Origin of the sequence: Streptomyces sp. NPDC058964, from assembly GCF_042741275.1 — a bacterium.
GTDB lineage: Bacteria > Actinomycetota > Actinomycetes > Streptomycetales > Streptomycetaceae > Streptomyces.
In genome coordinates this window covers 13,392-27,121 of record NZ_JBHYKH010000060.1, presented here as the reverse complement: position 1 = coordinate 27,121, position 13,730 = coordinate 13,392, and the positions used below count along the sequence as shown (strand labels likewise).

Annotated in this window: 15 protein-coding genes and 2 pseudogenes; 11 read left to right on the top strand and 6 right to left on the bottom strand. The window is 73.0% G+C overall.

The features are described 5' to 3' along the window. Positions 1-10 precede the first annotated feature (10 nt). Both coaE and ACFW2E_RS10865 read left to right on the top strand, forming a co-directional pair. Entirely contained in the window at positions 11-610 is a 600-nt protein-coding gene (gene coaE, locus ACFW2E_RS10870; RefSeq protein ID WP_384464641.1) for a dephospho-CoA kinase, read from the top strand. 50 nt (positions 611-660) lie between these two features. After that, positions 661-1,041 (top strand): tetratricopeptide repeat protein, encoded by a 381-nt coding sequence (locus tag ACFW2E_RS10865; protein ID WP_384464623.1) that lies wholly within the window; start codon positions 661-663, stop codon positions 1,039-1,041. A gap of 51 nt (positions 1,042-1,092) precedes the next feature. Here ACFW2E_RS10865 and ACFW2E_RS10860 read toward each other — a convergent pair. Next, positions 1,093-1,413, bottom strand: a pseudogene (locus ACFW2E_RS10860) (DUF6343 family protein). 59 nt (positions 1,414-1,472) lie between these two features. Here ACFW2E_RS10860 and ACFW2E_RS10855 point away from each other — a divergent pair. From ACFW2E_RS10855 to ACFW2E_RS10845, 3 genes are all read left to right on the top strand, one after another. After that, positions 1,473-2,384, top strand: coding sequence for an acyltransferase domain-containing protein (locus ACFW2E_RS10855; protein WP_384464620.1), 912 nt, complete (start codon positions 1,473-1,475; stop codon positions 2,382-2,384). Between the two features lie 90 nt (positions 2,385-2,474). Continuing rightward, complete coding sequence (locus ACFW2E_RS10850; protein ID WP_384464617.1) at positions 2,475-3,167, top strand: class I SAM-dependent methyltransferase; 693 nt, start codon at positions 2,475-2,477, stop codon at positions 3,165-3,167. Between the two features lie 113 nt (positions 3,168-3,280). Then, positions 3,281-3,709, top strand: coding sequence for a DoxX family protein (locus ACFW2E_RS10845; protein WP_384464613.1), 429 nt, complete (start codon positions 3,281-3,283; stop codon positions 3,707-3,709). 78 nt (positions 3,710-3,787) lie between these two features. Here the strand turns inward: ACFW2E_RS10845 and ACFW2E_RS10840 are convergent, their stop codons facing one another. Further along, a complete protein-coding gene (locus ACFW2E_RS10840; RefSeq protein ID WP_384464638.1) occupies positions 3,788-4,324 on the bottom strand; it encodes an RNA-binding S4 domain-containing protein in 537 nt (178 codons plus the stop codon). A gap of 368 nt (positions 4,325-4,692) precedes the next feature. On the opposite strand from ACFW2E_RS10840, the gene ACFW2E_RS10835 reads away from it, so the two are divergent. Beyond that, positions 4,693-5,370: a uracil-DNA glycosylase gene (locus ACFW2E_RS10835; protein WP_384464635.1), complete on the top strand. Its 678-nt coding sequence runs from the start codon at positions 4,693-4,695 to the stop codon at positions 5,368-5,370. 33 nt (positions 5,371-5,403) lie between these two features. Further along, positions 5,404-5,517 (top strand): annotated as a pseudogene (locus tag ACFW2E_RS10830) (prolyl aminopeptidase); the annotation flags it as partial. Between the two features lie 139 nt (positions 5,518-5,656). On the opposite strand, the gene ACFW2E_RS10825 reads toward ACFW2E_RS10830, so the two are convergent. The 3 genes from ACFW2E_RS10825 to ACFW2E_RS10815 all read right to left on the bottom strand — a co-directional run bounded on the left by ACFW2E_RS10825 (position 5,657) and on the right by ACFW2E_RS10815 (position 8,132). Beyond that, positions 5,657-7,147, bottom strand: a complete 1,491-nt coding sequence (locus ACFW2E_RS10825; RefSeq protein ID WP_384464610.1) for a LamG domain-containing protein — start codon at positions 7,145-7,147, stop codon at positions 5,657-5,659. Positions 7,148-7,254: 107 nt separating this feature from the next. Further along, positions 7,255-7,722: a GNAT family N-acetyltransferase gene (locus tag ACFW2E_RS10820; RefSeq protein ID WP_384464607.1), complete on the bottom strand. Its 468-nt coding sequence runs from the start codon at positions 7,720-7,722 to the stop codon at positions 7,255-7,257. Then, positions 7,719-8,132, bottom strand: a complete 414-nt coding sequence (locus ACFW2E_RS10815) for a RidA family protein (RefSeq protein WP_384464604.1) — start codon at positions 8,130-8,132, stop codon at positions 7,719-7,721. Before ACFW2E_RS10815 ends, ACFW2E_RS10820 begins: the two co-directional genes overlap by 4 nt. Before the next feature lie 171 nt (positions 8,133-8,303). Between ACFW2E_RS10815 and ACFW2E_RS10810 the strand changes: the two genes are divergently transcribed. From ACFW2E_RS10810 to ACFW2E_RS10795, 4 genes are all read left to right on the top strand, one after another. Next, entirely contained in the window at positions 8,304-9,080 is a 777-nt protein-coding gene (locus ACFW2E_RS10810) for a nucleotidyltransferase domain-containing protein (RefSeq protein WP_384464602.1), read from the top strand. A gap of 41 nt (positions 9,081-9,121) precedes the next feature. After that, positions 9,122-9,853, top strand: coding sequence for a hypothetical protein (locus ACFW2E_RS10805; protein WP_384464599.1), 732 nt, complete (start codon positions 9,122-9,124; stop codon positions 9,851-9,853). Between the two features lie 566 nt (positions 9,854-10,419). Further along, complete coding sequence (locus tag ACFW2E_RS10800) at positions 10,420-12,291, top strand: FUSC family protein (RefSeq protein WP_384464596.1); 1,872 nt, start codon at positions 10,420-10,422, stop codon at positions 12,289-12,291. A 699-nt stretch (positions 12,292-12,990) separates the two neighbouring features. Next, positions 12,991-13,167, top strand: a complete 177-nt coding sequence (locus ACFW2E_RS10795) for a hypothetical protein (RefSeq protein WP_351800705.1) — start codon at positions 12,991-12,993, stop codon at positions 13,165-13,167. Positions 13,168-13,199: 32 nt separating this feature from the next. Here the strand turns inward: ACFW2E_RS10795 and ACFW2E_RS10790 are convergent. Then, the coding region (locus tag ACFW2E_RS10790) for an ATP-binding cassette domain-containing protein (protein WP_384464593.1) at positions 13,200-13,730 on the bottom strand (531 nt) is incomplete at its 5' end.

Sequence of the window (13,730 nt, the reverse complement as noted above, 5' to 3'; positions counted from 1 at the left end):
GCTTCCGCTCATGCTGAAGGTGGGCCTGACCGGCGGTATCGGCGCCGGCAAGAGCGAGGTGTCACGGCTGCTCGTCGGGCACGGCGCCGTGCTGATCGACGCGGACCGCATCGCACGCGAGGTCGTCGCGCCCGGAACGCCCGGCCTCGCGGCGGTCGTCGATGCCTTCGGCGAGGAGGTGCTCGCCGCCGACGGCGGCCTGGACCGGCCCAGGCTGGGCTCCATCGTCTTCGCCGACCCGGAGAAGCTGGCCGTCCTGAACTCGATCGTCCACCCCCTGGTGGGTGCCCGCTCCCGCGAGCTGGAGGACGCGGCGGCCGACGACGCGGTCGTGATCCACGACGTCCCGCTCCTCGCGGAGAACGGCCTCGCGCCCCTGTACGACCTCGTGGTGGTCGTCGACGCGCGCCCCGAGACCCAGCTGGACCGGCTCGTACGGCTGCGGGGCATGACCGAGGAGGACGCACGCGCGCGCATGGCGGCGCAGGCGACGCGCGAGAAGCGCCTGGAGATCGCGGACGTCGTCATCGACAACGACGTGCCGCTGGAGGAGCTGGAGCGGCGCGTGGACGAGGTGTGGACCGACCTGGGCCGCAGGGCGCGGGAATAGCGGCCCCGCGTCCGGGCGTTGAACGGGTCCAGCAAGGGAAGGACTTTGCCGTGCCCGAGACCAGCGGTTCGCCCGGACGTACTCCGGAGACGCATGTCATCGACTTCCGTGCGGCGGAGCAACTGCTCAACGCACGGGACCCGCGGGGCGCGGTGAAACTGCTCGACGGTGTCATCGCCGCGCATCCCGAGAACACCGCCGCGCGCCTGCTGCGTGCGCGTGCCTTCTTCGCGGCCGCGCAACTGCGGCCCGCGGAGCTGGAGTTCACCATCGTCCTGGAGCGCGAGCCGGACAACGCGTTCGCGCACTTCGCGCTCGCCCGCACCTATGAGCGGCTGGGCCGCCCGGACCAGGCCATACGCCACTTCAGGCTGGCGGCCGCGCTGGACCCGAACCCGGAGTACCTGAAGGCCGCGAGGTTCGACTCCTGACCCATCGACGGGACCGCGGTGCCGGGCCGCCGCGCCCGCCGGACCCGGCCGTCACGGGTGCCGGTGCCGCGGAGGCCGACGGAACGGCGGACGGCCTTGCGCCGGGCGGTACGGCGGGCGGTTCTCCGGGGGTGGGTACGGCGGGACGTCCCGGCCCGGCTGGTGGTGCGGGCCCTGCCGGATGTGCCTGAGGAACATGACCATGTCGGCGGTGACGACCAGCCACAGCACACCGCAGAGCGGCCGCCCGCCCGGGGCGTCCGGCGAGGGCTGCCGTGCCGAAGGTCGCCCAGACCAGCCCCCGGACGCTCAGCCGGAACAGCGCACCCGTAGCGCACTGCGCGCGGTCACCGGCTCACTGTCCGTACGCATCGGGATCACCGCTCTTCCACGTACTCTTCGAAGGGACGTTCACCAAGGGGGATCACACCGTGCTGCCGGACGCCGACGACCTGCCCGAACTGCTTGTCGACCTCTCCGTGCCCCACGAGGACATCAACGAACTGGTCGCACTGCGCCGCGCCGTGACGGGCGACCCGGGGGTGCTGCGGCTGCTGGAGGAGTGCGTCGAGGAGCTGGTCCGGGGCATGGGGGAGGCCGGCCGGGCCCCTCGGCTCGAGGAACGGCTCGCCGAGGCTCCGGCGGGGGCGGGCCCGTACTTCGTGGCGTACGTCTTCCTCGCCGGGCTCCCGCACACGCGCGCGTACCACCGCGAGCGCGGCATCCCTGCCGACGTCGGCCGACGTACACTCGCCGACCTGGGACGCCACATGGCCGTTCACCGCAGGCGGAGCGGCAGGGGAGGACTCCACCCCCAGCAGGCGCAGGGGCTGGCCCGCCACTTCCGCGGTGAGCTGTACCAACTGGGCCGCCTGCAGTTCGAACGGGCCCGGCTCGGCGAACGCACGGCGCGGGTGATCGCGGCGGCCGGTCGGGACGCGGCTCCGGGCGTGCCCTGTCTGAACCTGCACATCCCCGACTTCCACGGGCCGCTGTCACCCGGCGCCTGCGACCGGTCGGTGGCCCTGGCGCGGGACTTCTTCGCCCGGCACTTCCCCGAGGAACACCCCCAGGTCGCGGTCTGCCATTCCTGGTTGCTCGATCCACAGCTGAAGCGGTATCTCGCCGCGGACTCCAACATCGTCCGGTTCCAGGAACGGTTCCGGACCGGTCGCGAGGACACGGTCCCGGCCGACGGAGACCCCGTCCAGTTCGTGTTCGGGGATCCGGACCTGCCGGTGCGGGACCTGCCGCGCCGGACGTCCGTGGAGCGGGCCGTGGGGGACCATCTGCGCGCCGGCGGGCACTGGTACATCGGTCACGGCTGGTTCCCGCTGCGATGACGAAAGGTTCCCCTCACGGCGAGGAACACTCCGACGAGTGAACCATCGCTGTGCGGGAACGGCCGTGCGACGGCGGGCCGTTGTTCGGGCATGACGGTCGAAATGCGTGAGGGGTACGAGGGAACGGGACCCGGTGCGATCACACCGGACGGCTGTGCCGTGGAGCTCTATTCACGGCTGCCGGTGGGGGACGAGCCGGACATCATCGCCGGAGCCGTGCCGGCCGGAGCGCACATCCTGGAGCTGGGCAGCGGGGTGGGACGGATGACCCACGCCCTGCTGGAGCGCGGGTTCAGGATCACGGCGGTGGACGAGTCCGCCGAGATGCTGGAGCGCGTCCGCGGGGCGCGCACGATATGCGGTCCGATCGAGACGCTCGACCTGGGCGAGACGTTCGACGTGGTGATGCTCGCCTCGTTCCTGGTGCACGCCGGGGACGTCGAGGTGCGGCGTGGGATGCTGCGCGCCTGTGCCCGGCACGTGGCGGAGGGCGGTTGCGTGCTCATCCAGCGGGAGGGCGAGGACTACCACACCGATCTGCCGAGGGAGCGGGTCGACCCCAGCGGTTTCACGGTGCGCATGCTGTCCGCGGATCCCGTCGGGGACGGGGTCGACTCGGTGCGCGCGGAGTATGTGTTCCCGGACGCGGTCTGGACGCAGACGTTCCTGGCCCGGCCGCTGACGAAGGAGGAGTTCGAGGAGGCGCTCGCGGAGGCGGGACTGGAGGTGGACGAGTATCTGACACCGGACCGGGTGTGGGCGCGGGCGGTACGGACCGCGTAGCGGCCCGGAGCGGAGAACGGCGCGGATTTCCGACGGACGGCGATGAGTTCTGGGGCGGGGCCCGGTCTACCTCTGTGACAGCAACAGGGACCCCTTCCCCCCAGGAGACACTCATGACCGAGACCACCGCTTCCGTCACCTCCGCCCCGACCGCCCGCGGCCACCGTGCCCGGATCGCCCTGCGCACGGTGCAGGTGCTGCTCGCCCTGTTCTACGCCGCCGCCAGTGCACTGCCCAAGCTGATCGCGTACCCGTCGGCCGTCGAGTCCTTCGACCGGATCGGCTGGGGCAGCGCGGGTATGTACACCATCGGCATGCTCGAACTGGCCGGGGCGGTCGCCCTGTTGGTCCCGGTCCTGCAGTCGGTGGCGGCCATGGCCCTGAGCGCGCTCATGGTGGGTGCGTTCATCGTCCAGCTCACGGTCTTCGACGGCCAGTACGCGGCGACACCGCTCATCCTGATCGTGCCCCTGGCCGTCATCGCCTGGGCCCGACGCGGGCACAACGCGGAGCTGCTCAGGCTGGTGCGGCGTCGTGCGTGACCGGAGAACGCCGACGGTGGCGTCCGGCGGGCCGCGGGGGCCCGGCCGGGCGTCACCGCTGTGTGTGGGCGGGCGGGGTCACCGCCCCCTCGGACGGCTCCCGAGTCCGCCGGCGCCGTCGGCGCCCCGCAGCCGTTCCAGCTCGCGGCGGTCCCGCTTGGTGGGGCGGCCGGTGCCGCGATCGCGCAGGCCCGCGGGGGCCACGACCTCGCGAGGCGGGGGAGGAGGGGAGTTGTCGACGTAGCACTGGGCGGCCACCGGGGCACCGACCCGCTTGCGGATCAGGCGTTTGACGACGACGATCCGCTCCCGTCCCTCGTTGCGCAGGCGCACCTCGTCGCCGATCCGCAGGGAGTAGGCGGGCTTGACGCGTTCGCCGTTCACATGGACGTGTCCGCCACGGCAGGCGGTGGCTCCCAGGGAGCGGGTCTTGATCAGCCGTACGGCCCAGATCCAGCTGTCGATACGGACGGTCTCGCCGTTGGCCGGCCCGGCCGCCTCGGCAGCGGCCACCGCGGCGGCGACCTTCGGGTCCACGGCAGGGGCGTCGGCGCCATCGGCGCCATCGGCGCCGCCGGGGGCTTCGCGGGTTCCGTCGCTCCCGGGGGCCGTGATGGTCTCGGCGACCTCGCCGGTCCCAGGCGTCTGCGCCGTGCGGGATTCCGGGCCGTCGACGGCGCCCGCCTTCCCGGCGGAGCCGTGCCCGTCGGCCGCCCGGTCCCGGCGCGCCCCGGGCTCCCCGCCCGCGGCACGCCTGCCGGTCCCGCGGTTCCTCTTCTCGCCCGCATCCTCGGAAGCCATGTACCCGACCTTAGCTTCCCGAGCCGGGTGACACGGGCGCGTTTTTCCGCGGGCGGGGCGAGGCCGGACCGAGCGGGCCGCCCGGCTGCCGGGCCGCCAGCCGGGCCTACGGGGGAGGCAAGGCAACCAGCGGGCTCCCCGCCCTCGACCGGCGCGTCACCGGCTGCCGGGCCTGTCCGCGGCTGGTCGCCTGGCGCGAGGAGGTGGCCCGCACCAAGCGCGCCGCCTTCGCCGACTGGACCTACTGGGGCCGCCCGGTGCCCGGCTTCGGCCCGCCCGACGCCCGGCTGCTGATCGTCGGGCTCGCCCCCGCGGCCCACGGCGGCAACCGCACCGGCCGCATGTTCACCGGTGACCGTTCGGGAGACGTGCTGTACCAAGCGCTGTACGACGTCGGACTGGCCTCGCAGCCCACCTCCGTCAGCGCCGACGACGGACTCGAGCTGTACGGCGTGCGCGTCACCTCGCCCGTGCACTGCGCCCCGCCGGCCAACAGGCCGACCCCCGAGGAGCGCGACACCTGCCGCCACTGGCTGGTCCAGGAGCTGGGACTGCTGCGGCCTACGCTCAGTGCCGCCGTCGTACTCGGCGCCTTCGGCTGGCAGGCCGCGCTGCCCGCGTTCGCCGAGGCCGGCTGGACCGTGCCCCGGCCCCGGCCCGCCTTCGCCCACGGCACCCATGTGCGGCTCGACGCACCGGACAGGCGGGAGGGCCTGGACCTGTTCGGCTGCTTCCACGTCAGCCAGCGCAACACCTTCACCGGCCGGCTCACGCCCGAGATGCTGCGCGAGGTGCTGCGCACGGCGGCCCGGACCGCAGGACTCGCCGAACAAAACCGCAGGACTCGCCGAATAAGGTGAGTCCGGCCCCCGCGGCGATGCCGGCATCGCCGGCTCGCCCTCCGCCCGGAGACCGAACCGTACGACCGCGGCATGCTCGACGCCGGGAACGGCAACCGCGTCCGCAGGGAGACCCACGGCAACCCGCACGGCAAGCCCGCGCCGGTGCCGGGAACGGCCGGCGCGTGCCCGGACGGCCGGGGGACGGCGTCCTCCCGGCGCCGCCGCGCTCGACGCACACCCGCTCGAGGACGTCCCCGGCACCCTGGTCCAGGACGCCCTCCGCCGAGCCGCCGGAACGGGCTGCTCAGACGATCCGGGCCGCCGCGACGGGCCGCTTGTCGGGCGTGTACGAGGTGCTGCTGTTGACGCTCCACCGGTACCGGCAGAACTTGCCGGTCGCGTTGTCGGCGTAGAACATCATGTGTCCGATGCCCACGCCCTGGAGGTTGCCGACATCGTCGACCATGCGGGTGTCGGGGTACGGGGCGTAACTGGCCTTGCCGTACACCCCGTGCGGGTCCGAGGTGCAGTCGACGATCTCGACGGCGTACTGCGTCTCGCCGTCGACGACCGAGTTTCCGGTGAAGACGCCCTTGACCTCGCGGACCATCACGATGTGACCGGTGTTGTCCGGGTCGGAGCCGCTGTAGTCCACCGCGATCAGGTCGCCCGGTCGCAGATCGGCGACCTTGCTGATGTGCTGGAAGCGGGGGCCCGCGGTGCCCTTGGTGAACGCCGTGCAGTAGTCGGCGGCCTCCGGGACCTTCTCCTGGAAGTACTGGAGGTAGTAGTCGTCGGTGGCCCAGCCGTAGGTGTGCTTCAGGAGGGCCGTCATGAAGGACGAGCAGCGGGCCCGTGCCACCCAGCTCGCCAGGTCGTCGGGCCGGCCCCAGGTGACCGTCGCCGCGGAGCCGATCAGGTAGACGTTGTTGGCACGGGCCGTACGACCACTGACGAGGGCGACCTCGTCGGCGGTCAGCGCGCGCGAATACGCCCGCACGTCGTCCACCGCACCCTTGAACCGGTTCACGTATGCGCCGTCCCAGCGGGCCCGGCCTATGTTGAGGCCCTGCGTGGCCGCCCAGGACAAGGTGGTGTCGGCGCTGCTCTCCAGCACCCCGTTCACATACAGGTGAATGCGCGTTCCGTCCCACACACCGGCCAGATGCGTCCAGACACCTGTCCTGGTGACCGGGGTGCCGGACACGGCCGAGACCTTGGTGCTCTGGTCCTCGCCGCGCACCTTGAACGCCCAGGTGCCGGCCGTGTCGTCGTACTGGAGCAGGAAGCGGCTGGCGGAGCCGCCGTCCTGGCTCACTGCGGTGTACATGTTGGCCAGATCGGCCGGGGCGGCGGAGTCGTCCGACAGGCGCACCCACGCCGAGACCGTGAACGGGGCCGTGGTGTCGAGGACGGAACTCGTGGCGGCGTACGCCCCGGAGGTCCCGTCGAGGCTGAGTTCGCCACCGGCCCGCAGCTTCGTCCAGGTCGCGCCCGCGCCGAGCGTGACGGGGTGTTCCCGCCCGCTGAGGTCACCCGCGGAGCCGTCCAGCGGCCAGTGACCGGCCAGGCCGCCCGGCAGATGTCCGGCCGCGAGCAGCCGCTGGTACTGGACCATCCGCTCGGCCTCCACAAGATGCGGCACGGCCACGGCGGTGAACGGCGTGTCCAGCGGGACGTCGGCCGCGGCGGTACCCGCACCGGCCACCAGGCCCGTCAACGCACCGGCCCCCACCAGCGCCGCTCCGCCCAGCAAACCCCGTCTGCCGATCATCCCTGCCCCCGTCGTGTACATGCTCTGAATGGTCGTCAGAGTGTAAACACGTGTGCCGTTCGCCGTTGTGCCTGGCCTGGCCGCGTGGGCTGTGTCTCACGGTGCTCGGGCAGGGACCCGACCACCGCTCACGGCTGCCACACGTACCGCACGTCCGGTTCACGCTCCTCGTTGTCGCTGCCGTCCGTGAACTCGACGGCGACGAAGCCGTGCCGCTCGTAGAAGCGGTGGGCGGGCTTGTTGACCTGGAACGTCCACAGGGTGAGGCCCTGAGGGACACGTTCCTTGGCCAGTGCCACGAACCGGTCGCCCATCCCGCGTCCCCGCCAGTCCGGGTCGAGGTAGAGCTGGGACAGCAGGTGGCCGTCGAGGACCATCACCCCCACGATCCCGCCGCCGTCGGCCGCTTCGGCGACCCAGGTCTCCCGCAGCGGCACGACCACGTGCTCGAAGTACTCGCGCACCTCGTCGTCGCTGCGCGGTCGTACGACCGTCGGCAGCGCGGCGGCGAAGGACCGCAGCCAGACATCGGCGGCGGCCAGGGCGTCGGGCGCGGTCGCCCGGCGCAGCACGACCTCCTCCGGTCCGTCGCTCACGGGCGCGTCTCCTCGGGAATGACGGCCGTGGCCGTGATCTCCACCAACTGACCTGTGTACCCGAGGCAGGCCACCCCGAGCAGGGTCGACGAATGCGGCCCGGTACTCAGCCCCGAAGCCTCGACGACTTCCCACACCTCGGAGAGCACCGAGGGCTCACTACTCACCACGTACACGTCCGTGGCCACCACGTGCGCCAAGTCGCTTCCGACCGAACGCAGTTGTTCACGCAGGTTCGCGATCACGCGCTCGGCCTGACGCGCGGGGTCCCCCGGCCCGACCACCTCCCCCTTCTCGTCGAGCGGCACGGCGCCGGCGAGGAACGCCAGCTTCGTACCGGCCTCCACCACGGAGGCATGGGAGTAGGCGGGCGGCGGAAACAGACCGGGTGCGGTGACGCGCCGGATCATGTGGGCTCCTGGCGTGGACGAGGGGCAACTTTCCGATCATGCGCAGCCCGGCCGGTGACCGCATCCGAATTTCCGGCGGGCGCCGCGGACCGCTTTTCGTTGGGTGCCCCGGGACCGTCCCGCATACGCTTCCGGCGGTCCGCACGCACCACCCACCCCCGGAGCCGCCCCGTGCCCTCCCTTTCCGACCGCACCTTCCTCGACGCCACCGCCGACCGCCTGGCCGGCCTTCCCGCCGTCCGTGCCGTGGCCCTCGGCGGCTCCCGTGCCCAGGGCACCCACCGGCCGGACAGCGACTGGGACCTGGCCGTCTACTACCGGGGCCCCTTCGACCCCGCCCACCTGCGTGCCCTCGGCTGGGAGGGCGAGGTCGCCGAAGTCGGCGGCTGGGGTGGTGGTGTCTTCAACGGCGGGGCCTGGCTGACCGTCGACGGGCGCCGCGTCGACGTGCACTACCGCGACCTGGACGTGGTCGAGCACGAGCTGGCGGAGGCGCAGGACGGGAGGTTCCGGGTGGAGCCGCTGCTGTTCCATCTCGCCGGGATCCCGAGCTACCTGGTCGTCGCCGAGCTTGCCGTCAACCGGGTACTGCGCGGGGAACTGCCGCGCCCGGCGGCCTACCCCGATGCGCTGCGCCGCACCGCCCCCGAACGCTGGCACGGCACGGCCGCCGCCACCCTCGCCTACGCCAAGGCCAACCACGCCCCGCACGGCCGGCTCACCGAGGCCGCCGGCGCCCTGGCCACGGCCGCCGCACAGACCGCGCACGCGGTGCTGGCGGCGCGCGGCGAGTGGGTGACGAACGAGAAACGGCTGCTGGAACGGGCCGGGCTGCGCGAGGCCGACGTGATCGTCTCGGGGCTGGGCAGCGGCGGCCCGGTCGCCGCGATCGAGAGGGCGGAGGCTCTCTTCCGGGACGCGGTCGCGGCGGCCGGTGCCGCCGAATAATCCGTCGAAGTCCAGCAGTTGGCGCTGCTAGCGTCCCTCCCGTGGCGAAACTCAACCAGATCATCGCAGTCGAGAAGGGCATCAAGTCCAAGGCTCATCAGGACCTGACGTCAGCTCATCACGGACTGCAGAAGCCCGCGTTGCTGGCCGGTATCGCGCGGACGTACCAGCCGAAGGACGAGGAGGGCGAGCAGTTGCCGCCCGAGTCCACGCGGGTGCAGGTGAAGGCCGAGGACGTGCTGCGCGAGACCGCGGCGACGCTGACGCGGCTCTTCGACGTGACCGCCACCAAGGACTGGGCCAACTGCACGGCGCGGGCGGACGTGAAGGTGGACGGGCGGGTGCTCGTCGCCGACGTGCCCGTGTCCTACCTGCTGTTCCTCGAGAAGCAGCTCGTGGATCTCAACACCTTCGTGCGGAAGCTGCCCGTCCTCGACGCCTCCGAGTCCTGGGTGCAGGACCCGTCCACCGACGCGTGGAAGACCGAGCCCGTGCGTACCCTGCGGACCAAGAAGGTGCCCAGGAACCACGTCAAGGCCGAGGCCACCGAGAAGCATCCGGCCCAGGTCGAGGTCTACTACGAGGACATTCCCGTCGGGTACTGGACCACCGTGAAGTTCTCCGGTGCCCTTCCCGCCCGGCGGGTCAACGAACTCCTCGACCGGGTGGAGAGGTTGCAGCAGGCCGTCAAGTTCGCCCGTGAGGAGGCGAACGGCGGCGACGTCGTCGACCAGCGGGTCGGAGACGCCGTGTTCGGCTACCTGTTCGGGTAGCCTTCGAGAATCCCCGGTCCGTCGAGACCGGGGTGCGCGAGGAGCGCAAGCTGACGCTGAAGCTTGTCGTGACTGAGCGGTTCCAGTGGAGGTTCGAATCCTCCCCGCGGCATTCGTTCCGTGCCGCGGTAGCCCAAACGGCAGAGGCAGACCGCGTTCAATCTCAGACTCTCGCTCCAGACTCAGCATTCGCCGCCGATCGCCGGATCGAACGGGCCCGGGCCCCAGCACGTCGAAATGCAGGTTCAAGTCCTGCCCGCGCAGCTCGATGCGCGGTGGTCCAAAGGCAGGACGCGGCGCGATAACGACTGACCCGGGTTCTCAAGCGTGCCGGCGTGTGAACATGGGCGGCATTTCAGGGCCCGGGGGCAGGCTACGCCCCCGGGTCCGCTCGCGTTCACCCGGAAATTGCGTTCATAAAGAACGCGGCTCCACAGGACATTTTTCACACCACAGAAACCCGAGTTCACCTTTCCGTCCGGAAACACGATCTACGGTGGAAGCACCACCGAGCCCGGCCACCGTCGCCCGAAGGCACACCCCGCCCTCGTCCGGACAGGAGCCCCGTGTCCCGCGCCCTCCCCGCACCGCCCCCCTGGCTCGCCCACGCTCTCCGTGCCCAGCGCGGTCCGGTTCCCTGGAGCGCGGTCACCAGGGGAGCGCTCGCCGCCGGGCCGCTGCTCCTCGCCGCCGTCCTCGCCGACCGCGTCTCCCTCGGTGTCCTCGCCGCCATCGCCGCCATGCTCGCCGGGATCAACGACCGGCCCGGCAGCCGGCGGGCCTCGGTCGTGCGGCTCGGGGCGCCCGCGCTGGCCGGGGCAGCGGGTCTGCTCGTCGGCACCTGTGCGGGGCAGCGCCTCACCGCCGTTCCGCTCACTCTTGCGCTCACCGCGCTCGGACTCGTCGCCGGAGGCATGAGCGCCGTCGGTCCCGTCGCCTCCGGTGCCGGTACGCAGCTGCTCGTGGCCTCCGCCGTCGGGGCCGGCATGCCGCTGCCCGAGCCGGGGTGGCAGCGGGCCCTCGCCTTCCTCGCCGGGGCCGGCTGGCTGCTCGCCCTGCGACTGGCCCTGCCCACACCCGGCGCCCTCGCGGGCGACTACCGGTTCGACGGGGAACGAGAGGCCGTCGCCGGGGTGTACGAAGCCGTCGCCGAGCTGCTGGACGCCGTGGGGAACGAAGAGGCCGGTGCCCGGCGGGTCGCGCTCACCGCCGCCCTGGACCACGCGCAGGACGCCCTCGCCGGGCCCCGGCTGCGCCGGTACGCCGGTGCCGCCGCCGAGCGCCGGCTGCATGTCCAGTACACCGCCGCGCTGCCCCTCGCCGAGGCCGCCACCGCCCTCGCCTGGGCCGGGAAGGCTGTCGGCGCACGGGCCGCGGAGGGGCCGCGGCGGCTCGCCGCCGCCGTGCGGGGCAACAGCGGCACCGGACCACTGCCCGCGCCGCGCCGCTCCGCACCCGCCCTCCGGGCGCTGGACGACGCCCTGCTGCGCGCTGCCGAGACCTTCGACCGGGCCGGGGACGCACACCACCGCGCGCACCCCCGTCGCCGCGGCGCCCGGGACCGCGCACGGGCCGCGTTCGGCACCGGCGGACGCGAGTACGGCCTGAGGGTGGCCCTCTGCTTCGGGGCCGGCGCCGCCATCGCCCAGGCACTGCACCACGCCCGCTGGTACGGGCAGCACCAGCACTGGTACTGGCTGCCCGCCACCGTCGTCTTCCTCGTCAAGCCCGACCTCGGTCCGCTCGCCTCCCGGGTCCTGTGCCGGGCGGCCGGAACCGTCCTCGGGGCCCTCGTCTTCGTGGCCTTCGCCGCCGTGCTGCCCCGGCCCGCGGGGCTCGTCGCGCTCGTGGCCGTCTGCGGGGCGCTCATCCCCGTCGCCACCCGGCACTTCGCCGCCCAGACCGCCGTCGTCACCGTGCTCGTCCTCGCCCTCGTCATGGTCGGCGGGGAGCCGCAGGCCTCCGTCAGCCGGATCGGCGAGACGCTGCTGGCCTGCGCGATCGTGCTGATCGTCGGGCATCTGCCGACGGCGGGAGACAGGGGCGGCGCCGTGCGGGCCCGGCTCGCTGCCGCGGGGAGCGCGGCACAGGGCTATCTCGACCACGTCCTGAGCCGGCCGGACGACCGGACGGAGCGGTGGGCCCTGCGACGGGAGGCCTACCGCACCCTCTCCGAGGCCCGCGCGGCCATCTCCGTGGCGGCCGCCGAGCTGCCCGCCCTCGCCCGGCACGCCGAGGGCACGGACACCGTCGCGGCCGTCCTCGAACGGCTCGTCGACACGACCACGGCGTGCGCCGTGCACCTCGACGACACGGGCCGGCTCACGCCGTACCACGACCGGCGGCTGGACGAGTTGCTCGCGGACCTGGAGCGCGGGCGGTCACGGATCGGGCTCCCGGGTCCGCGTCCGGTCCTTGCCCGGCCGGCCGACGGCTAGCCGATCCGTACCCGCACCGGCGCGTGGTCCATGCCCGGCGCATCCCCTCGTACGGCCGGATCCGGGCCCACCGGCGGCAGGCGCGGGCCCCCCTCGCCCGGGAGACCGGTGCCCGCCTGCGTCATCCGGTGCGCCAGGTGGTGGCTGACCAGGATGCGGTCGATCGGTTCGCGCCGCGGCCGTGTCGGCCACCACCCGCAGCTCGGTACGGCCGAGGCAGCCGCCCCGGACGCCGCAACCCGCCGGGGTGTCCGGAGAGCGCCAGGTGCCATTCGCCGTCCAGCCCGGCCCGTCACCCGGTACGAGGACGTCCGGGCGGCCCCCCGGTGACCAGTGCCTCTCCCCGGGCGAGACGCACGCCACGGCCGGTACCTGCAAGGGGTTCGCGCTGCCGCCCGCGCCCGGCGCCGACCTCCTCAACATGGACCCGCCCGCCCCCGCATCCGCCGCCCGACCTCGTCCTCTCGCCGACGACCCCGCGGCGGCGCCCTTCACCGCGCGCCCGCGGTCTGCTCGCGCTCCCCGTCACGTACGGGGCGGACACCGGGACGGAGAGTGCCCGTAATGCCGGAAAGTCAACGGATCCTCACGCTCCGCGCCGAGCCGGTGTCAAGTAGGTCTCAGTCCCGTCACCGGCCGAGGCCTTTGCGTTCCCCGGAGCGTTATCACCAACAGGTACGACGCTTCTGGAGGTACAGGATGGTGAACGGGCGAACAGTGCTCGAACGCTTTCCCGCCGGCGGACCTAGAGGCTCCTGGCCGGCCGAGGAGTTCGCTCACGCACGGCGGCTGGAAGGCCTGCCCGCCGAGGTCGTCATGGACCTCGCCACGGACACGTTCCTGGTGATCGTCCGTGGCGCCGAGGCCGTGGAGTAGGGCGGTCAGGGCGGTCAGGGCGGTCAGGGCGGTCAACCCGCCTTCGGTGCGGGCAGCTTCGCGGTGAACTGCTCGGCCTGGAGTCCGTACAGCTCCGCGTAGACACCGCCCCCGGCGAGGAGTTCGTCCGGGGTGCCGGACTCCACCAGCCGCCCGTGCTCGAGGACGTGCACCAGGTCGGCATGGCGCACCGACGCCAGCCGGTGCGTGATCAGTACGACCGTCTGTCCGCTGCCCGCCAGCGCGCGGATCTTCTCGAAGACCTCCAGCTCGGCCCGCGCGTCCAGGGCCGCCGTCGGCTCGTCCACGATCAGGATGCGCCCGCGCCGGTACGCGGCACGGGCGATGCCGAGCCGCTGCCACTGGCCGCCGGACAGCTCGTGCCCGCCGCTGAAGTTGCGCGCCAGCAGGGTGTCCAGACCGCGCGGCAGGTCCGCGACCACCTCCTCCGCGCCCGCCTCGGCGACCGAGCCGGCCAGCCCGTGGCGCGCGCGGGGGCCCCCAGGAACCGCCCCCCCCCACGCGACCCCCAACGGGGAGAACCCCCCCCAGGGAGACGACGG

Excerpts from the sequence above, each read along its gene's own strand:
- coaE (WP_384464641.1), top strand. The coding sequence starts at position 11 with ATGCTGAAGGTGGGCCTGACCGGCGGTATCGGCGCCGGCAAGAGCGAG.
- ACFW2E_RS10850 (WP_384464617.1), top strand. The coding sequence starts at position 2,475 with ATGACGGTCGAAATGCGTGAGGGGTACGAGGGAACGGGACCCGGTGCG.
- ACFW2E_RS10845 (WP_384464613.1), top strand. The coding sequence starts at position 3,281 with ATGACCGAGACCACCGCTTCCGTCACCTCCGCCCCGACCGCCCGCGGC.
- ACFW2E_RS10825 (WP_384464610.1), bottom strand. The coding sequence starts at position 7,147 with ATGTACACGACGGGGGCAGGGATGATCGGCAGACGGGGTTTGCTGGGC.
- ACFW2E_RS10815 (WP_384464604.1), bottom strand. The coding sequence starts at position 8,132 with ATGATCCGGCGCGTCACCGCACCCGGTCTGTTTCCGCCGCCCGCCTAC.
- ACFW2E_RS10795 (WP_351800705.1), top strand. The coding sequence starts at position 12,991 with ATGGTGAACGGGCGAACAGTGCTCGAACGCTTTCCCGCCGGCGGACCT.